Origin of the sequence: Pseudomonas chlororaphis subsp. piscium, from assembly GCF_003850345.1 — a bacterium.
GTDB lineage: Bacteria > Pseudomonadota > Gammaproteobacteria > Pseudomonadales > Pseudomonadaceae > Aquipseudomonas > Aquipseudomonas piscium.
This window is the reverse complement of the sequence record NZ_CP027707.1, coordinates 874135-893555: the sequence shown is the minus strand read 5'-3', so window position 1 is coordinate 893555 and position 19421 is coordinate 874135. Positions and strand designations below refer to the sequence as shown.

Below are 19421 nucleotides of genomic sequence, written 5' to 3'. Positions count from 1 at the left end.
CGGCGCCATGGCTCACTGAACGGTTTTCAGCTTGACCACATCGCCGGAGACCTTGGTGGTGTAACCGCTCAGTACCCAGGCCCAGAACCAGTTTTCCTGGATCTGGGTGTTGATCATTGCGTCACCGCCCTTGGCCTGGATGGCCGCGGTCTGGGCGCGGACGAAGCGGTTGTTCTGCCGGATTGGAATGACCCCGAACAGCATGATGCCGGTAGCCGTTGCTTCGCTGTGACCGACCACAGTGTACTGGCTACTATCAAGTTGCTGAGTTTTCATCGCGGTGCCGGTGCAGCCAGCCAGGGCCAGGACAACCAGCGCGGAGGCGGCGATTTTGCTCAAGTGTTTCATGCATGACTCCATAAACCAGGAACCCGGGAACTCTTTTCTCCGGGGCGCGCACCCTAACAGTTCTGATCAGCAAAAAAACACCGACAAGCGCCAAAAATTGCCCTTTGGCCCTCTCCCGCCAGGCACCTGGCAACGACGATTGGGTCAGCTACTGACGCAACGTTAGCGGTCCGCCGCTGCGGTTAGCGCTGCGGACGGGTTGGGCCCCGGTTCGGTGCGTGCCAGCACCGGCTGTTCCAGGCGCGCGCGGCCATAGAACAGCAGCGCGACCAGCAGGCAGGTCAGCCATACCACGATGCCCGCCCAGAAGGTATGGGACATGTAGTGCCAGCCCTGCAGCACCCGGGTGGTGCCATAGACGAAGCCCAGCAGCAGCGAGCCGTGCAGCAGCGCCTTGGAATGGCGCCAGCGATAACGCCGGGCCACGAAATACAGCGCCAGCATGGTGAAACCGCCGGAGGCATGGCCACCCGGCCAGCAGCGGCCGTCACCGGCGGTCTTCAACAGCTCGAAGTTCTGGTACCACTCCTTGTGCTCGATCTTGCCCGCGTACTGGGTGGTTTCCACCGGGCAGTACACGCTGGTGTGGCCCTTGAGGTAGTGAATCGCCCCGGTGCACAGGGCGAAGGCCACCACCACGAACAAAAAGTCCCGGCGATGGCGCGCGGTAAAACGCAGCACCGGCGCTACCCGGATCTTCTCCAGCAAAGCCTTGCCGCGGCCGAACCGTGCGCCCTTGAACAGCGGCCAGACGAATGACAGCAGCAGCCCGATGAGCGCCAGTTCAGCGGTCCAGTTGGGAATGATCCGCGCCCATTTGTGGGTGATCTTCTCGAACAGATGGGAGTGATCCAGCGGGAAGGTCTGGCTCACCGGGTCGTAGAACAGGTCGCTGAAGGCGATGTCGATCTTGGTCATGTCGAACATCAGGAACACCAGCGCCGCGCACAGCAGCGGGAGGCCAAGGTTCCACAGGTAAAAGCGGGAACGGGAAAGCGCCTGCATAGTCAGGGTCTCGGGCAAGGGACGGTCAGGGACGATTGAAGGCAACGGAGCGCCAGTCGCTGGCTTCGATGAAGCCGAGCATGTGCGGACGCCCGCCTGGGGTATCGGTGGAGACGAACAACGAGGCGCCATAGCCCAGGGTCGAAGACGGCAGCTTCAGCGCCTTCTCCAGCGCGGCCATGCATTCGCTGTGGGTCACCAGCACCAGGTTGCGCCCGGCCACTTTGTGCGCCAGGGCATCGCGCAACATGCTGCGTTTGCAGTTGATCAGCCAGTCTTCGCCACTGCCGGCCTTGCTGAACATATAGCCCGAGGTCTGCACCGCGCGGGTCAGCGGGCTGTGATAGATGTCGGCCTTGTCCAGCCCCAGGTGCTCGAACTGCGCGCCAACACCCACCGCCACATCACGGGCACGGTCGGTGATGCCATCGGGCACGTTCAGGCAGGCGGCGTTGGAATGGTCGCAGCGCTCGACGTGACGAATCAGCACAATCATCTGGCCCTTGGCCCAGGCCGCGCTCAGCGCCTTGGCCCCGGCCAGGTTGCCGTGGGCCAGGTCCGGCACCGCCGCGGGCTTGAGCAGAAAGAACACCAGCGGCAGCACCAGCAAGGCCACCAGGCTTATCACCAGGGTATTGCGATAACGGGCAAAACGGCTTGCGACAAGCGCAGGTTTTGCCACCGGAAGACTGAGTCCTGACGTCACGTGCGAGCCGCCCCTATATGACCACCAGACATTGAGTTGAGCAGCGCAGCAGAAGCTAACCGCCGCTCATGACAAATCGAGTGCGTGGCACCCGATCGAGGGTCGGACTTTAGGCAGTGAGGCGTGGCCGCCCAGTGAAACGGATGTGAAAAAAATCTCAATCGGCCAGGCGGTTTCCGTAGGGAAATCAGGCCCTTGGAAAGCCCCAAAATGGTGCACAAAACTAATCCGATGAAATCGTTTCAGCTATTGCCCTTGCCGCCGATACACACCTGCGAACAAATCCTTGCTGGCCACCAATAACAACAATCTTCCAGCGATACACGATCAAGAAGCACAACGTTCCTGGAGGAATTGCATGAATAGCTGGTTCGGCAACATCAGCGTCAATCTCAAGTTAGGCCTGGGCTTCGGCCTGGTCCTGGCCCTGACTACCATCCTCGCCATCACGGGCTGGACCAGCCTGGGCGGTCTGATCGACCGCAGCAACTGGATGAGCGACATCACCCAATTGAACGCCGGGCTGACCAAGCTGCGCGTGACCCGCCTGCAATACATGCTGACCAACGGCGACGAAACCGCCGCGCAGAATGTGCAGACCACCCTGGACGACTTCTCGGCCCAGCAGCAGAAGCTGCAGAACAGCTTCAAGAACCCGGCCAACGTCAAGCTGCTCAAGGAACAGGGCGCCACCATCAGCGCCTACCAGGCGTCCCTGAACAAGATGCGCAACGCCTACCGCAACGCCAATGCCGCCCGCCAGACCATGAACGGCAACTCCGAAGCGGCGCGCAACCTGATCGACACCATCACCACGCACGTGCAGCAGATGCCCCTGAGCGACCAGCGCTTCGAGCAGTTCCGGGCCATTACCAAGGCCCGCGAAGAGTTCCTGCTGGCGCGCTTCGAAGCCCGTGAATACATCTACAACAGCACCCTGGACGCCGAACGCAACGCCGTCGCGCAAATGGACGCCGCGATTGCCGCACTGGGCCCGCTGGACAGCCATTTCAGCAGCACCCAGGGCGATGCCCTGCGTCAGCTGAAAGCCGCCCTGAGCGACTACCGCACCTCCCTGCTGACCTTCAAGACCGCCGTCGGCGAAGCCGGCCAGGCGCGCAAGGAAATGACCGAACAAGGCGCCCTGATCGTCAGCCAGAGCGAAGAGCTGTACCAGTTCCAGCTCGACCGCCGCGACGAAGAAAGCGTCCAGGCCCGCAGCCTGCAAATGATCAGTACCCTGCTGGCGCTGCTGGTGGGCATCCTGGCCGCGGTGATCATCACCCGCCAGATCACCCGTCCACTGCGTGAAACCATGACCGTGGTCGAGCGCATCGCTTCCGGCGACCTGACCCAGGACGTGCGCGTCACCCGCCGCGACGAGCTCGGCGTGCTGCAACAAGGCATCGGCCGCATGGGCGTGACCCTGCGCGAACTGATCGGTGGCATCCGCGACGGCGTGACCCAGATCGCCAGCGCCGCCGAAGAACTGTCGGCGGTGACCGAAGAAACCAGCGCCGGGGTCAACAGCCAGAAGATCGAGACCGACCAGGTGGCCACCGCCATGCACGAGATGACCGCCACCGTGCAGGAAGTCGCGCGCAACGCCGAAGAAGCCTCGCAAGCCGCCTCCGCCGCCGACGGCGAAGCCCGCGAAGGCGACAAGGTGGTGGCCGAAGCCATCGCCCAGATCGAACGCCTGGCCAGCGAAGTGGTGCGCTCCACCGACGCCATGACCGTGCTGCAACAGGAAAGCCAGAAGATCGGCAGCGTCATGGACGTGATCAAGGCCGTGGCCGAACAGACCAACCTGCTGGCCCTGAACGCCGCCATCGAAGCCGCCCGCGCCGGTGAAGCCGGTCGTGGTTTCGCCGTGGTCGCCGACGAAGTCCGCGCCCTGGCGCAACGCACACAGAAATCCACCGAGGAAATCGAAGGCCTGGTGGCCGGCCTGCAGAACGGCACCCAGCAAGTGGCCCTGGTGATGAACAACAGCCGCAGCCTGACCGACAGCAGCGTCGACCTGACCCGCAAGGCCGGTGCCTCCCTGGAGAACATCACCCGCACGGTGTCGAACATCCAGTCGATGAACCAGCAGATCGCCGCCGCTGCCGAAGAACAGAGCGCCGTGGCCGAGGAAATCAGCCGCAGCATCATCAACGTGCGCGACGTCTCGGAACAGACCGCCGCCGCCAGCGATGAAACCGCCGCCTCCAGCGTCGAACTGGCCCGCCTGGGCAACCAGCTGCAAATGATGGTCAGCCACTTCCGCGTCTGACCCTCGCCTTCCCACCACGGGAAAAACGAGGCGCCCACAAGGAAGTGGGCCCCCATCACCACCGCGCAATCACCCCTCCCGCAACACCCCCTGCCGGCCCGCGCCATCCAGCAACGCATCCACCACCGCCCGCGCCATCTCCACCGAATGGATCATCGACCAGATCAAGCCACGCTCGATGCCGCTGGCACTGGTGATCTCATCCGCCGTCTCCTCGGCACACTTGAGCAACAACGACACATGCAACAACGCCTCCTCGGCACTGACCCCGGCACGCACCGCAAACAACGGCCGACCGTTACCGTCGCGACAACCGAAAGAAGCACTGCCGGTTTCCTGCAAAGCACAATGCAAAGGCTCCCCCTCAACACGACTTTCCAGCGCCTGACGAAGGGTTTGATTGGGGATTTCCAGCTGAACGATCCGTTCGCGACTGGGCGAAAGCATGGGCGGATCGGGGACGAGCTTTTTCATGGTGGATCCTCTTGGAATGGAGCCACCACCTACCGCTGCTAAACGAATGAGGGTGGCAGCTGTACGCGGGTTAGCAGACCGGTCCAAGAATCCCGGCGCACCCGAGGGCGCCCCACGCACAGCCGCCATGACAACAACCAAAAAAGTTGGTTGAGCTGACAGCGATACCTGCGTGACTTGGAAGCGAGCTGCTAAACCCGATCACCGAAAAACCAGTGACGAACCCGAGGCTAGACAGCGCCCTTCCCAGACGCAAGCGGCCCGGAGTTTCTCGGAAAAGCCTTACAAAGGAAAGCGACGCGCCTCACTTTCAGACAGCGTCCTACACGACAAAACACGTCATCCAAACGAGCTGATGTACACGATCCCTGTAGCCGCTGCCGCAGGCTGCGATAAGGCCGAAGGCCTTCGGCGATCTCAAAACCTTGCGCCCCCTTCGGGGTCGATCGCAGCCTCGCAGGCTCGGCAGCGGCTACAGGGCTCAGCGCCGACCGGCAGGTCGCACCCGGCTTTGGCTTTGGCTTTGGCTTTGGCTTTTGATCTACCCGCCCCATCGGGAGGCCGAGTGGAGGTGTTCATCAGGGGGATGGCGCGCAGCGCCCCTCGACGCAGTCGAGGACATCGTATGGAGGTCGAAGCGAAGCCGACCGGAGTCGATGCCCCCTGATGGACGCCGGAGCGAGGAAACCTGAGCGCAGCGAAGGCCGTACGCAGGGGCAAGCGTTTTTGGTTCCTTTTTAGGCGTTTGTAAAAAGGGACTCGCCGTAAGGGCGAAACCATAAGTGGCCGTTACCGCAGGAACGGATATGTACACCATCCAAAAAATGCAGCGCCAGAACTACCGCTATCGCGGGCAAGCCTCGCTCCTACAGAAGCACGCTGTACCTGCGCTACTCGATCCGCCAGATCCGCACCGTGGCGTTCTGCAACTCCAAGGACCACTCCTCTTCCGACAAACGAAGCCGCCGCAGCACCTCCCCCATCTCCGTCTCAGCCACGTAATCCTTGGCAATCACCAGAACAAGAAACTTGTTCCGAACCACCTCCATCCGTTGCAAGCGGCGAAGGTCCGCAAATACCGACCACTCAACGGACTCATCCGGGTCAACCTGCGGAAACCAGAGCCGCCCATCGCCATCCTCTCGAAGAACGGATCGGGTCTCGGCCATACCCTTGCCCATCAGGCACTTGGCAAAAGACACATCCCCCAGGCATTTCACCTCGGCCGCCATGTCGAGATCTTCCGTGTACAGGTCGACTTTCGTGCGTCCTCCGGCCTTACCGCTGGTCCAGATATCCGGATAACCCTGCTGCCAGGCATACAGGCTGAGTTCCGCCTGAATCCAGTGCTCCCGGCAATCGCTCAGTTCCAGTACCTGCGCCATGCGCTCGCTGATCGCAGCAAAAGCCCCGAGAAAAACCTCCGGCCACACCATGGGTGCATTCATCGTTGAATTCCGTTCCTTGAAGGATGAAGGGAGCCATCGAGCCCCCATAAGTGGGTCAATCCCTGCTACATACCCACCCCTCACAGATCGGCCATCGGCCGGCAGTCTTGAACCCATCACCGCCTGTGAGCGCAGAAACGGACGCCACCGCGGGCAATCGAGCGTCGACCGGCCGCGCCAACAAGGCTAGCGTTGCACCAACGATCCCGGCCCATTACCTTTACCCTCAAAAAGCGCGCCCACCGCCAGGAACCCCACCATGCAGCCCCTTGGTTACACCTCGGTCCCACCGCTGCTCAAATACCTGCGCCACGCCGAACACCTCGGCCTGCCCACAGCCCCCGCGCTGCACGCCGCGGGCCTTGCCGCCGAACAACTGAACGACAACAGCCTGCGCCTGCCCGTCGAGGTCCACGAACGCCTGCTGGGGTATTTCTGCCAGCACTCCGGCGACCCGCTGTTCGGCCTCAACGCCGCCCGTTACGTGCTGCCCAACTCCTGGAGCGTGCTCGGCTACATCACCATGAACTGCGCGACCCTGGGCGAAGCCATGAGCCGGATCATGCCGTTCGAGAAACTGGTGGGCGACATGGGGGTGAGCCGCATCGAGATGGCCGAGGAGCAGGTCCGCCTGATCTGGAACTGCCGCCTGCCGACCTCCGACACCCGCCGCCAGCTGGTGGAAAACGTGCTCGCCTCCTGGCTGCTTTATGCCCGCTGGATCGCCGACACCCAGCTCTCACCGAGCGCCGTGTGGTTCGAACACCCGCTGCCGGCCGGCACCAGGCTGGAACAATACGAAGCGTTTTTTGCTTGCCCGGTGCTGTTCGAACAAAGCTGCTCGGCCTTGCTGGCGCCGCTGAGTTACCTGCAACTGCCGTTGCGCCAGGCCGACGCCCAGTTGCTGCGAACCCTGGAAGAACACGCGATGAGCCTGATGGCGTCGCTGGAGGAAGCTCCGCTGGCGCTGCAAGTGAAAAACGCCCTGCGCCAGTTGCTCAAGGAGGGTTTACCGCGCAAGGAGCAGGTGGCCGATCTGCTGGCGATGTCGCCGCGCACCATGCAACGCCAACTGCAGCAGGCCGGCACCTCCTACCAGCAGATCCTCGACGACCTGCGCCAGGAACTGGCCGAGCATTACCTGCTGCACAGCGACCTGCCGATCCAGGACATTTCCTATTACCTGGGCTTTACCGAACCGCGGTCGTTTCACCGCACGTTCAAGGGGCGGACGGGGATGACGCCGGGGGAGTTTCGGCAGCGCGGCAAGTGAGAGTTTTGGGTGTTCTTACGGGCCCTATCGCGGGCAAGCCTCGCTCCTACAAAGTACGCGGTGCTCTTCTGTAGGAGCGAGGCTTGCCCGCGATAGGGACTTCGAACTACACGCAAATGGCGTTGGTAAACACCAACCGATTGCCGAACGGATCGAGCACCGTCATGTCCTGGCTGCCCCAGGGCATGGCCTGGATCTGCGGGTGGGCGAAGCGGTAATCCTTGGCCAGCAACTGCTGCTGGAAGGCCTCCAGCTCGTCGGTCTCGATGCGCAACGCGGAGCCCGGCGTGCTGTCGCCATGATGCTCCGACAGGTGCAGCACACACTCCCCGCGCGACACCTGCATATACAGCGGGAAGTTGTCTTCGAAGCGGTGCTGCCAGTCGAGCGTGAAGCCCAGGAAGTCGATATAAAACTCCCGCGCCTTGGCCTCGTCGAAGATCCGCAGGATGGGGGTGGTTTTGCCAAAGCTCATTGCGCGACTCCCTGATGAAAGATGTCCACGGTATAGCAGGTGGATGTCAGCACTTCGGCTAGGCCAAGGCTTTCTTTAATATCATCAGGCCATCACTGTGACGGCGTTCACCTATTCGGCGCCACGCGCCTTCAGCCGTTGAACCCTTCGCGCAAATCCCCTTCCCGCGCCAGGAAGCGCCCTTGCCTGCGGCCGTTGGCCTGGCCTTCGGCATAGCTGCGCACGCCGTTGACCCACACGCCCTCGATCCCCTCGGCGGCCTGTTGCGGGCTTTTGAAGTCGGCGACGTCGCGGACCCGGGCCGGGTCGAACAGCACCAGGTCGGCCCAATACCCTTCGCGGATTTCGCCGCGCTGCTTGAGGCCGAAACGCGCCGCCGACAGGCCGGTCATCTTGTGCACGGCGGTGTGCAGCGGGAACAGGCCGAGGTCGCGGCTGAAGTGCCCGAGCACCCGCGGGAAAGCGCCCCACAACCGTGGATGGGGGAACGGGTCTTCCGGCAGGCCGTCGGAACCTATCATCGACAGCGGGTGGGAAAGGATGCGCCGCACATCGGCTTCGTCCATGCCGTAGTACACCGCGCCGGCCGGTTGCAGGCGTCGCGCGGCCTCAACCAGGGTCGTGCCCCACTCGATGGCGATGTCCATCAGGTCGCGGCCGCCCAGTTCCGGGTGCGGGGTGGACCAGGTGATGGTGATGCGAAAAGCGTCGGTGACCTGCTTGAGGTCGAGGGTCGAGGAACTGGCCGCGTAGGGGTAACAGTCGCAGCCTACCGGATGGTCTTTCGCCGCCTGCTCCAGGGAGGCCAGCAACTGCGGACTGCGCCCCCAATTGCCCGCTCCTGCGCATTTGAGATGGGAAATGATCACCGGCGCCTTGGCGTGGCGGCCGATCAGGAAGGCTTCGTCCATGGCCTCCAGCACCGGCTCGAATTCACTGCGCAGGTGGGTGGTGTACACCGCGCCGAAGGCGCTCAGTTCCTCGGCCAGTTGCAGCACCTCGTCGGTCTCGGCCGAGAAGGCGCTGGCGTAGGCCAGGCCTGTGGATAAGCCCAGGGCACCGTCTTCCAGGCTGGCGCGCAGTTGCTCGCGCATGGCGGCGATTTCCTCGGCCGTGGCGGTGCGATACAGGTCGTCCAGGTGGTTGCTGCGCAGCGCCGTGTGGCCGATCAGCGCCGCCACGTTGACTGCCGGTTGCGCGGCGTCCACCGCGTCGCGGTAGTCGCGAAAACGCGGGTAGACAAAGGCCGCCTGGCTGCCCAGCAGGTTCATCGGGTCGGGCGGGTCGGCGCGCAGACTCACCGGCGCGGCGCTGATGCCGCAGTTACCGACGATCACCGTGGTCACGCCCTGGCTGAGCTTGGGCAGCATCTGCGGCTGGCGGATCACCACGGTGTCGTCGTGGGTGTGCACGTCGATAAAACCAGGGGCCAGCACCTGCCCGGCGGCGTCGATTTCTTCAGTGGCGCGGGCGCCTTGCAGGTCGCCGATGCAAGCGATGCGGCCATCGAGCAACGCGACATCGGCGGGGTAAGCCGGACGGTCGCTGCCGTCGATCACCAGGGCATTGCGGATCAGGGTGTCGTAAAACATGTCAGTCTCCCAGCGGCAGGCAATCGTCGCCGCCGCGGTAATCGTCCAGGGCCAGTTTGATCCGGCGCAGGCGTTCCTGGTTGTCTTCGGGCAGGGCCAGCGCCAGCTCGGTGGCCAATACATCAATGGCCAGCAACATGCCGTAGCGCGCGGCCGTGGGTTTGTAGATAAAGGAGGTCTCGGCGCTTTGCAGCGGCAGCAGCACGTCCGCCAGCTGCGCCAGCGGCGAGTCGGCCAGGGTGATGGCGAGCACGCTGGCGCCGTAGCTGCGGGCCAGTTCGACGGTCTCCAGCAATTCGGGGGTGATGCCGGTCAGGGAGCAGGCGATCAGCGCGTGTTGCGGGCCCAAAGCCGCGGCGGTCACCCGCATCATCACCGGGTCGTGGCAGGCGGCGATGGGGTAGCCGAGGCGCACCAGGCGCACCTGCAATTCGTCGCTGCACAAGGTGGAACAGCCGCCCATGCCGAAGGCGTGGATCATCTGCGCCTTGCCCAGCAAACGCACCGCGTCGCGAAAGCGCGACTCGTCGAACCCCGCCAGGTGCTGGTGCAGGGTCGACTCGATATCGCCAACGATCTGCCGGTAGAAACCCGACTGCTCCGGGGTGCCCGCCGGGTCGAGAAAACGGCTGCCGACCCCACTGGCCTGGGCCAGTTGCAGGCGCAGGTCGCGCAGGTCGCGACAACCCACGCTGCGGGCAAAACGCGACAGGGTGGCGGCGCTGACTTCCGCCTGCTGCGCCAGCTCTTCCAGGCTGGCCGAGGCGGCGAAACCGACGTCATCCAGCATCAAGCGGGCGATGCGGCCTTCGCCGGCGCTGAAGGAATCCTGGCGGGAACGGATCTGGTAGAGGATGTCCATGGGCGGCACCTGGGCTCAAAGCAGTTGGGCAAGACCGACGGTCAGGGCGAAGGCGACCACCGAGATCAGGGTCTCCAGCACCGTCCAGGTCTTGAAGGTCTGGGTCACGGTCATATTGAAGTATTCCTTGATCAGCCAAAAGCCGCCGTCGTTGACGTGAGAGAAGATCACCGAGCCGGCGCCGGTGGCCAGCACCAGCAGTTCCGGATGGGGGTAACCCAGGCCGATGGCCACCGGCGCCACCACGCCCGAGGCGGTGGTCATGGCCACGGTGGCCGAGCCGGTGGCGATGCGCATCAGCGCGGCGAACAGCCAGCCCATCAGCAGCGGCGACAGTTGGAACTCATGGGCCAGGCCGACGATCTGGTCGGTGACCCCGGCGTCCACCAGGATCCGGTTCAGGCCGCCACCGGCGCCCACCAGCAGGGTGATGCTGGCGGTCGGCGCCAGGCATTCGTTGGTGAACCTGAGGATCGATTCGCGGTTGAAGCCCTGGGCCAGGCCAAGGGTCCAGAAGCTCAGCAGGGTCGCCAGCAACAGGGCGATCACCGAGTTGCCGATAAACAGCAGGAACTGGTTGAGGCCACTGCCCGGGGTGGAAATCAGGTTGGCCCAGCCGCCGATCAGCATCAGCACCACCGGCAACAGGATGGTGGCCATGGTGATCGCAAAACTGGGCAGGCGGGTGCGCGGCTCACGGTCGATGAACTGGCGCGCCAGCGGGTTTTCCGCCGGCAGCTGGATGCGCGGCACGATGAATTTGGCGTACACGGGACCGGCGATGATCGCCGTGGGAATGCCGATCAGGATCGCATACAGCAGGGTCTGCCCCACCGATGCCTGATAGGCCTGCACCGCCAGCATCGCCGCCGGGTGCGGCGGCACCAGGGCATGCACCACCGACAGGCCGGCGACCATCGGCAGGCCGACCATCAGGATCGACACGCCGACACGCTTCGCCACGGTGAAGGCAATCGGCACCAGCAACACGAAGCCGACCTCGAAAAACAGCGGCAGGCCCACCAGGAAGGCGATGCAGACCATCGCCCAATGCGCGTTGCGCTCGCCGAAACGGTCGATCAGGGTCCGCGCCACCTGCTCCGCGCCGCCGGACTCGGCCATCATCTTGCCGAGCATGGTGCCCAGGGCCACCACCAGGGCAATGTGCCCGAGAGTCTTGCCGACACCCGCCTCGTAGGCCCCGACCACGCCGGACGGCGGCATCCCGGCCATCAGCGCCAGGCCCACCGAGACCAGGGTGATGACAATGAACGGGTTGATCCGGTAACGCGCGATCAGGACGATCAGCGCGATGATGGCGATGGCGGCATAGCCCAGCAGCCAGTAGCCCAATGCAGGTGTCATGCGGTACTCCTCGAAAAAGGGTCACGTCGAATGCTTGTGAAACTCATAAATCATTTCGTGACCGGATTTTCAAACCGCATGAAAGTAACTTTCGTATAGAGACAAGCTTTGTCGCGGACAGACAAGTCGTGTCGCGAATAATGAAAATCGGCGAGGGGTATTTTCATCCGCTGTAGCGGAAGGAGCAGGCGCCTGTTTCTGTAGGAGCGAGGCTTGCCCGCGATAGCGTCGCTCCTGACCCACCGCGGTGCCCCAATCGCGAGCAAGCTTCGCTCCTACAGAAGCTTGCTCGCGTCGATGGGTTATTTGACGACTTTGCCCACGCCGCGCCCGCGCGGGTCGGAGGCCGTTTCCAGCTGGCTGCCGGTGACCCGGATCGCCTGGATATCGCCCATCTCCCAGCCCTGGTCTTCCAGGGTGTAGCCCATGGCTTTCAGCTCGTCGGCGACCTTGCCGCTGAGCGGTGCGTAGGCGTCGTAGTAAATGGTGTCCTTGGGCAGCAACTGGTGATGCACGCGCTGCGCGGCCACGGCTTTTTCCAGCGGCAGGTTGAAGTCGTAGAGGTTGTTCAGCACCTGGAAGATCGAGGTGAAGATCCGCGACCCGCCCGGCGTGCCCAGCACCAGGGTGACCTTGCCGTCGCGGGTCACCAGACTCGGGCTCATGGACGACAACATGCGCTTGCCCGGCGCGATGGCGTTGGCATCACCGCCGACTACGCCAAAGGCGTTGGCCACCCCGGGCTTGGCGCTGAAGTCGTCCATTTCGTCGTTGAGCAGGAACCCCGCGCCCTTGACCACCACGCCGCTGCCATAGTCCCAGTTAAGGGTGTAGGTATTGCTCACCGCGTTGCCGTCGGCGTCGACGATGGAGAAGTGGGTGGTCTGGTGCCGCTCCAGGCCCGGGCGGACTTTTTCGGTGGGCGAGATGGCCGTCGGGTTGATCTCGGCGGCGCGTTTTTTCAGGTAGGCCGGGTCGGTCAGTTGCTTGACCGGCACCTCGGAAAACGCCGGGTCACCGAGGTAATCGGCGCGGTCGGCGAACACGCGCTTTTCGATTTCCGCCAGCAGGTGGATGTACTTGGCCGAGTTCAGCTCGACGCCCTTGAAGTCCGCCGTGCGTTCTTCCTTGATGGTCATCAACTGCGCCAGGGCGACGCCACCGGAGCTGGGCGGCGGCGCGGTGTACAGGGTGTTGCCGCGCCAGTTGACCTGCAGCGGCTCACGCCAGGCGACCTTGTAGTCCTGTAGGTCCTGCTTGGTGATCAGGCCTTTGTCGGCCTGCATCTGCGCCACCAGCAGGTCGGCGGTCTTGCCTTCGTAGAACTCCTTGACGCCCTGGTCGGCGATGCGTTCCAGGGTCGCGGCCAGCTCCGGCTGGCGGAAGGTTTCGCCCGATTTCATGCTGCCGAAATAGTCGCCGAAATTGGTGCTGTCCTTGAACAGCTTCAGCGCGTCCTCGCGGTACTGGTACTGCTTGTCGGCGACCTTGAAGCCGTTCTTCGCATAGCCCACCGCCGGGGTGATCAGCTCGCTCCAGGGCAGCTTGCCGAACTTCTTGTGCGCTTCCCACAGGCCCATCACCGTGCCCGGCACCCCCGCGGCGCGCGCGCCGACCAGGCTGAGGTTTTCGATGACCTCGCCTTTTTCATTCAGGTACATGTCGCGGGTCGCGGCCTTGGGCGCGGTTTCGCGGTAGTCGAGGAAGTAGGGTTTACCGTCGATGAACAGGGTCATGAAACCGCCGCCGCCAATGTTGCCGGCCTCGGGGTAGGTCACCGCCAGGGTGAAGGCGGTGGCGACCGCGGCATCCACCGCGTTGCCGCCTTTCTTGAGAATCTGCGCCGCGACGTCGGCGCCATACTGGTTCGGCGCGGCGACCGCGCCCCCTTCCAGCAGCGCGGCGAAAGCCGGCGAGCTGGCGGCGATGGCCACTGTCAGAGCCAAGGTCTTAAACAGAACAATGCGCATAAGGTCCGTCCTTTTATTGTTTTTGGCAGGTCGAACGATAGGGGCAAGATCGGGGGCGGAGCAATCGGCAAATAAAAACGGCCGCTTGAAGCGGCCGTCTGGCGAGGGGAAGAGTGACGGTGGCTACGGTGCCGCGCTTGAGGTCGTCACGACCGTACCGGTCGATCGTCCGAACGCGGCCCGAGCCTGCAGCAGCGGCTACAGGATCACGCTGCCCGTGTAGCCGCTGCCGAGCCTGCGAGGCTGCGATCGGCAACGCCGTTGCCGCAAAACCTGAACCCGCGAACTGCCTGGAAAAACGCACCAGCCGGTTTACGACGGCTACGCCGCCGAGCGCAGCCTCGCTGGCGCTCGGCAGCGGCTACAGGGATAGCGGGTCAGACCATCTCGTGGCGAATCCACTCCAGCACCGAGGTGCGCCGCGGTACCCAGCCCAGCTGTTCGCGGGCTTTCTTGCCGCGTACGCGGCTGTTGGAGCCCAGACCGTAGTTGGCCATCTCGTAGCCCCATTCGGCTTCGGCGTCGGCCAGCGGCCAGTCCTGCGGCGGGTCGAGGCGCAGGGCTTCGGCCATGGCAGTGGTCATGTCGATGAAGGAGGCTTCACCGCTTTCGACGAAGTAGAAAGTCCCTGGAATGTTGCGGGTCAGCGCCAGCAGGTACAGCGCCACCACGTCTTCGATATGCACGTTGGACCAGATGTTCTGCCCCGGCCCGACATGCCGCACCACGCCGCTTTTACGTGCCTGCTTGAGCAGTCGCGGCAGCTGCACGCTGTCGCGTTTCACCCCGAGGCTGTGGCCGTAGATCAGGGTGTTGCAGAGCACCGCCGAGTTCACCCCGTCCTTGGCCGCGGCCAGCACCAGGTTGTCGATGGCCACCCGCGCGGCCTTGTCGACGGTGGGCTCTGGCAGGTTGTTTTCCTGGTAGATCACGTCGCTGACCTTGCCGCCCGAGGCATCGCCGACGATGCTCGAACCGCTGGTGTGCAGGAAGACCTTGTTCGAACCCTTGAGGGCCGCGAGCAGGACTTCCACCGCGCCACGATGGTCGCTGCTGGCGGCGTTGATCACCGCATCGGCGGCGCGGGCCTGCTCGATCAGCACGGCGCTGTCGTCCAGGCTGCCGAGCACCGGCTTGATGCCCAGGGCAGTGAGTTCGGCGGCCTGCTCGGCACTGCGCACCAGGCCGGTGACTTGATGGCCGGCCTGGACCAGGCCGGTGGCGATGGAGCCGCCGATAAAACCCGCGGCGCCGGTGACGAATACATTCATGGAGAAACTCCCTGGGTGGATAAGTGATGGCGCCAGTATCGGCGGCGACTCCTGCCGAAACAGGCAGGCTGGCCCAAATCACTCTTGCGCAGGGGTCACGAATCAGGGATCAGCCTTCCCACGGGAGTTGACCGCTGCTGGAGCTGGCTTGCCAGCGACGGCACCTGCCCGGGCGGTGCAAGGCACCCGGCCCTATCGCCGGCAAGCCGGCTCCTACAGGGACAAGGCCTCAGCCTTCGAACAGCGGGTTGGCGTAATCGGCCAGCTTGCCCTGGATAAAGTCGAGGAAGCACTGGATGCGCAGGGCCAGCTGCGAGTTGCGGTAGTACACGGCGTTGATCGGCTGGCGATAACCGCTGTTGAACTGGGCGAGGATCGGCGTGAGGCGCCCGGCGCGGATGTCGTCGATGGTCATGAAGTGCGACAAGCAGGCGATGCCCTGCCCTTCCAGCGCCAGGTGACGCACCGTCTCACCGCTGGAGGCGCTGATGCCCGGCTGGATCGGCCAGCGGTCGCCGTGCACATGGCGCAGCGGCCAGTGGTTGAGGGTTTCGGTCTGGGTGAAGCCCAGCAGGGTATGTTCGCTCAGCTCGGCCACGGTGGCGGGTGTGCCGTGCTGCTTCAGGTACGCGGGGCTGGCGAGGATATGCAGCGGGCTGCAACCGAGCGAACGCGCATGCAGGGTCGAGTCCGCCAGGGTGCCAATGCGGATCGCGATATCGGTGCTCTGTTCCAGCAGGTCGATGATCAGGTCGTTGCTGTTGAGCTCCAGCTGGATGTCCGGGTACAGGCTACGGAACTCGGCGATGTAGGGCACGATGGCGTGCAGCATGAACGGCGAGGCAGCGTTGATCCGCAGGCGCCCGGACGGTGTCTGCTGGCGGGACGACAGGCGTTCTTCGAGCTCGTCCATCTGGTCGAGGATCAGCTTGGCCTGCTCGAAAAAGTACTTGCCCTCTTCGGTCAGGTCCATGCGCCGTGTGGTGCGGTTGATCAGTGTGGTATCGAGCTTGGCTTCCAGGCGCGACAGGGTCCGGCTGACCGCCGACGGCGTCTGCCCGACCTGCTCGGCCGCCGCGGAAATCGAACCGCACTCGATGACGCAGACGAAGATCTGGAGTTCGTCGGATCTGGCTTTCACGTAAGTCCTCTATCTCGGTTGGGCGCCTGTAGCCGCTGCCGCAGGCTGCGATAAGGCCCGCAGGACCTTCGAGGGCCTCAAGAGCGGCACCCGCTCCGTCGGAGTGCCGCCCAAGTCGATCGCAGCCTGCGGCAGCGGCTACACGGCACGCCACCGATAGTAGCCGGATTTACGCGGGGAGGTTGAACACCGCCTTGAGGTGTTCTTCGTAACGCTGCACATCGGCTTCGATGTTCGGGCGCTTCATCACGTCGACGCAGAGGAAGGTCGGCAGGCCGCTCATCCCGAGGAACTGGTTGGCCTTGTGGAACGGGAAGTACACCGCATCCACACCCTTGGCTTCGAAGAAGTCGGTCGGGTCGTCGAAGGCTTGCTGCGGAGCGTTCCAGGTCAGCGACAGCATGTACTGCTTGTCGTGGATCAGGCCGCCGCTGCCGTATTTCTGCGAGGCGTCGGAACGGGTGCGGCCGTCGCTGGCGTAGAGGCTGCCGTGGCCTTCGGTGAAGACTTCATCGATGTACTTTTTCACGGTCCAGGGCGCGCCCATCCACCAGCCCGGCATCTGGTAGACGATCACGTCGGCCCAGAGGAACTTGGCCACTTCCTCCTTGATGTCGTAGCCCTCGTCGATGTGGGTGACTTTCACGTCCATGCCGCCACGGTCCAGCACCGCCACCGCGGTTTCATGCAGGGTCGCGTTGTAGCGGCCGTCGGAGTGGGCGAACTTCTTGCCACCGTTGAGCAACAGTACTTTTTTCATGATCCAGCCTCATCAGGAACAACCCTTTGGCGCTGCTCTGCAAGGCCGGGTCGAGAAGATTAAAAACGATGGGGCGGAGAATATCGTCGAAAGACGATATGAATAAGCGCGGTCCAGGCAAAAAACATTTGACCAATACGCACGAATAGGCGGCGGATTCGTGTCGTAGAATTTTTAAAAACTCCCTTACCCAGGAACACAGCATGTCCGAACAGCACGGTTTTATCCTCCACGCCAAAACCCGCCCGGAAATGTCCGAAGCCTTCGAAGCGCTGTTTCGCGCCTATGTCGAGCCAAGCCGCGCCGAGCCCGGCTGCATCGAATACCACATGCTGCGCGACCAGCAGGACCCGAGCCTGTTCATCTTCTACGAGATCTGGGAATCCCAGGCGCACTTGGAGGTGCACTCCAACCTGCCGCACATGAAGGCCTTCTTCGACAAGCGCATGGATTACTTGGAACGGGACTTCGATATCCGCCGCATCGATATGCTCAGCCCGTCGTCCGCTAACCGCTGATCAACAGGTGGCCGCCGAGCAACCCAAGGCCACAAAAGAACACCCGCTTGAACAGCACCGCGCTGATGCGCTGGCGCAACGCCTGGCCCAGCCACATGCCGAGCAGGGCCGGGATCAGCGCCAGCAACGAGGCGCTGAGCTCGCCGCCACCCAGGGCGCCGCGCCAGTACAGGCCGGCCGCCAGGGCCAGGGTCGAGACGGTGAACGACAGCCCCAGGGCCTGCACCAGCTCATCCTTGTGCAAGCCCAAGGCTTGCAGATAAGGCACCGCCGGAATCACGAACACCCCGGTGGCCGAAGTGATGACGCCCGTCACCAGGCCACAGGCCGGGCCCAGCCAGGTTTCCATTCGCGGCCGCAGCCGCAGGGTCGGCAGCAGCAATCCGCTCAGGGCATAGAGCAATAACGCCGCCCCCAACGCCCGCACCACCCAGCGCCCACCGTCGATCCCCAGCCACAGGCTGCCCAGGCCGGTGCCGATAAAGATCGCCAGCAGCATCGGCCACAAGCGCTTGAGCAGACCCAGCAGGTGCCCACTAAAGGCCAGTTGCCAGACATTGGTCAGGGTCGCCGGAATGATCAGCAAGGCCGCAGCCTGCGTCGGTGCCATAGCCAGGCCGAGCAGGCCCATGGCGATGGTCGGCAGGCCGAGGCCGATCACGCCCTTGATCATGCCAGCCAGGACAAAGGTGCCGATCACCAGCAGGGACAGGAGCAAACCGAGGTTCTGGTAAAACGCGAGGGAAGTGTTCATGGCGTTATTCTGCGCCGGCGGCGGTGGGCTGAAAATCTGCCATATACTGAGGCAGCCTCTTGCCTGGCGAGAGGCTGTAGATTTTCAGTGGCTGTAATGGCCCTATCGCGGGCAAGCCTCGCTCCTACAGGTATTGCACTGTCCTTGTAGGAGCGAGGCTTGCCCGCGATAGCCGCGCAGCGGCGCTTTCAAGGGACCCGCCCCATGCACTTCGACCTGACCGACCTGCGCCTGTACCTGAACATCCTCGACGCCGGCAATATCACCGCCGGCGCCAGCCGCAGCCATTTGTCCCTGGCCGCCGCCAGTGCGCGAATCCGTGCCATGGAGGCCTCCCTGGGCACCGAGTTCCTGCAGCGCGGCCGCCGTGGCGTCAGCCCGACACCCGCCGGCAAGGCCCTGGCCCAGCATGCGCGCGGCCTGCTGCAACAGGCCGAACACCTGCGCCAGGACCTGGCCGAATATGCCCGGGGCGTCAAAGGCCAGGTGCGCCTGCTGTGCAATACCACGGCAATCACCGAATACCTGCCGGAGCCGCTGGCGGACTTTCTCTGCGCCCACCCCAACCTGGATATCGACCTGCAGGAACTGCCCAGCCTGCGCATCACCCACGCCCTGCGCCAGGGCGCGGCGGACCTGGGAATAGTGTCCGACGCGGTGGACACCCAGGACCTGCAGACCCAGGCCTTTCGCGACGACCCGCTGGTGCTGGTCCTGCCCGCCCACCACCCGCTGGCGGACGGTCGGGCGGTGAGTTTCAGCGACAGCCTGCACCACGACTATGTCGGTCTCGCCGCCCACAGCGCCCTGGCCGTGTACCTGGAAGAACAGGCCTTGCACCTGGGGCTGCGGATGCCGATCCGCATCCGCGCTGATGGTTTTGACGGGGTGATGCGCATGGTCGCCCGGGGCGCCGGGCTGGCGGTGGTGCCCCGGGCCGCCGTCGAACGCCGGGGGCCGGACCCATCGCTCAAGGTGCTGCCGCTGCTGGAGGCCTGGGCGCAACGCAAGTTGCTGCTCTGCGCCCGGAATTTCGAGCAGTTGCCCGCCTACGCCAAGGCCCTCCTGGAAACCCTGGGCCAACCGTAGGAGCGGCCGGTCGACGCTCGATTGCTCGCGATAGCGTTCGTCGCGACGCTGCTGTGAATGGCCGCTGCGCGGATCGCGAGCAAGCTTCGCTC

Annotated in this window: 18 protein-coding genes and 1 pseudogene; 5 read left to right on the top strand and 14 right to left on the bottom strand. The window is 63.9% G+C overall.

The genetic code is table 11. The features are described from left to right. Positions 1-12: 12 nt before the first annotated feature. The 3 genes from C4K38_RS03970 to pmrG form a co-directional block, all read right to left on the bottom strand. Positions 13-348 (bottom strand): hypothetical protein, encoded by a 336-nt coding sequence (locus tag C4K38_RS03970; RefSeq protein ID WP_028681622.1) that lies wholly within the window; start codon positions 346-348, stop codon positions 13-15. Between the two features lie 162 nt (positions 349-510). Next, positions 511-1353 carry a phosphatase PAP2 family protein gene (locus C4K38_RS03965; RefSeq protein WP_053277366.1) on the bottom strand — a complete coding sequence of 281 codons (843 nt, stop codon included), beginning with the start codon at positions 1351-1353 and terminating at the stop codon, positions 511-513. 25 nt (positions 1354-1378) lie between these two features. Continuing rightward, positions 1379-2035: a lipopolysaccharide core heptose(II)-phosphate phosphatase PmrG gene (gene pmrG, locus C4K38_RS03960; protein WP_053277365.1), complete on the bottom strand. Its 657-nt coding sequence runs from the start codon at positions 2033-2035 to the stop codon at positions 1379-1381. Between the two features lie 382 nt (positions 2036-2417). On the opposite strand from pmrG, the pseudogene C4K38_RS32840 reads away from it, so the two are divergent. Both C4K38_RS32840 and C4K38_RS32835 read left to right on the top strand, forming a co-directional pair. Continuing rightward, positions 2418-3431, top strand: a pseudogene (locus tag C4K38_RS32840) (methyl-accepting chemotaxis protein); the annotation flags it as partial. Positions 3432-3473: 42 nt separating this feature from the next. Continuing rightward, positions 3474-4337 carry a methyl-accepting chemotaxis protein gene (locus C4K38_RS32835; RefSeq protein WP_371860276.1) on the top strand — a complete coding sequence of 288 codons (864 nt, stop codon included), beginning with the start codon at positions 3474-3476 and terminating at the stop codon, positions 4335-4337. Positions 4338-4406: 69 nt separating this feature from the next. Here C4K38_RS32835 and C4K38_RS03950 read toward each other — a convergent pair whose 3' ends face one another. Together C4K38_RS03950 and C4K38_RS03940 are read right to left on the bottom strand one after the other, a co-directional pair. Then, the gene (locus tag C4K38_RS03950) at positions 4407-4811 is read right to left on the bottom strand and encodes a DUF3077 domain-containing protein (RefSeq protein ID WP_053277363.1); all 405 of its coding nucleotides are present in this window, start codon (positions 4809-4811) and stop codon (positions 4407-4409) included. Between the two features lie 890 nt (positions 4812-5701). Next, positions 5702-6259 carry a hypothetical protein gene (locus C4K38_RS03940; RefSeq protein ID WP_053277362.1) on the bottom strand — a complete coding sequence of 186 codons (558 nt, stop codon included), beginning with the start codon at positions 6257-6259 and terminating at the stop codon, positions 5702-5704. A gap of 259 nt (positions 6260-6518) precedes the next feature. On the opposite strand from C4K38_RS03940, the gene gliR reads away from it, so the two are divergent. Then, complete coding sequence (gene gliR, locus C4K38_RS03935) at positions 6519-7532, top strand: AraC family transcriptional regulator GliR (protein WP_053277361.1); 1014 nt, start codon at positions 6519-6521, stop codon at positions 7530-7532. A 106-nt stretch (positions 7533-7638) separates the two neighbouring features. On the opposite strand, the gene C4K38_RS03930 is transcribed toward gliR, so the two are convergent. The 8 genes from C4K38_RS03930 to mdaB all read right to left on the bottom strand — a co-directional run bounded on the left by C4K38_RS03930 (position 7639) and on the right by mdaB (position 16968). Beyond that, on the bottom strand, positions 7639-8007 hold the full coding sequence (locus C4K38_RS03930) for a glyoxalase superfamily protein (protein ID WP_009046877.1): 369 nt from the start codon (positions 8005-8007) through the stop codon (positions 7639-7641). A 131-nt stretch (positions 8008-8138) separates the two neighbouring features. Beyond that, positions 8139-9599, bottom strand: coding sequence for an N-acyl-D-amino-acid deacylase family protein (locus tag C4K38_RS03925; protein WP_053277360.1), 1461 nt, complete (start codon positions 9597-9599; stop codon positions 8139-8141). A gap of 1 nt (position 9600) precedes the next feature. Continuing rightward, positions 9601-10461, bottom strand: coding sequence for a MurR/RpiR family transcriptional regulator (locus C4K38_RS03920; protein WP_053277359.1), 861 nt, complete (start codon positions 10459-10461; stop codon positions 9601-9603). A gap of 15 nt (positions 10462-10476) precedes the next feature. Continuing rightward, on the bottom strand, positions 10477-11826 hold the full coding sequence (locus C4K38_RS03915; RefSeq protein ID WP_053277358.1) for a GntT/GntP/DsdX family permease: 1350 nt from the start codon (positions 11824-11826) through the stop codon (positions 10477-10479). Between the two features lie 302 nt (positions 11827-12128). Beyond that, positions 12129-13796, bottom strand: coding sequence for a gamma-glutamyltransferase (gene ggt, locus C4K38_RS03910; RefSeq protein ID WP_053277357.1), 1668 nt, complete (start codon positions 13794-13796; stop codon positions 12129-12131). Between the two features lie 377 nt (positions 13797-14173). Further along, the gene (locus C4K38_RS03905) at positions 14174-15067 is read right to left on the bottom strand and encodes an NAD-dependent epimerase/dehydratase family protein (RefSeq protein ID WP_053277356.1); all 894 of its coding nucleotides are present in this window, start codon (positions 15065-15067) and stop codon (positions 14174-14176) included. A 229-nt stretch (positions 15068-15296) separates the two neighbouring features. After that, a complete protein-coding gene (locus tag C4K38_RS03900; protein WP_053277355.1) occupies positions 15297-16208 on the bottom strand; it encodes a LysR family transcriptional regulator in 912 nt (303 codons plus the stop codon). 169 nt (positions 16209-16377) lie between these two features. Next, positions 16378-16968: an NADPH:quinone oxidoreductase MdaB gene (gene mdaB, locus C4K38_RS03895; protein WP_053277354.1), complete on the bottom strand. Its 591-nt coding sequence runs from the start codon at positions 16966-16968 to the stop codon at positions 16378-16380. A 203-nt stretch (positions 16969-17171) separates the two neighbouring features. Between mdaB and C4K38_RS03890 the strand changes: the two genes are divergently transcribed. Further along, entirely contained in the window at positions 17172-17486 is a 315-nt protein-coding gene (locus tag C4K38_RS03890; RefSeq protein ID WP_053277353.1) for a putative quinol monooxygenase, read from the top strand. Here the strand turns inward: C4K38_RS03890 and C4K38_RS03885 are convergent. Continuing rightward, complete coding sequence (locus tag C4K38_RS03885; protein ID WP_053277352.1) at positions 17476-18240, bottom strand: sulfite exporter TauE/SafE family protein; 765 nt, start codon at positions 18238-18240, stop codon at positions 17476-17478. The two genes, C4K38_RS03890 and C4K38_RS03885, sit on opposite strands and share 11 nt — an antisense overlap. 204 nt (positions 18241-18444) lie before the next feature. On the opposite strand from C4K38_RS03885, the gene C4K38_RS03880 reads away from it, so the two are divergent. Continuing rightward, the gene (locus tag C4K38_RS03880) at positions 18445-19329 is read left to right on the top strand and encodes a LysR family transcriptional regulator (RefSeq protein WP_053277351.1); all 885 of its coding nucleotides are present in this window, start codon (positions 18445-18447) and stop codon (positions 19327-19329) included. The last annotated feature ends 92 nt before the right edge of the window (positions 19330-19421 follow it).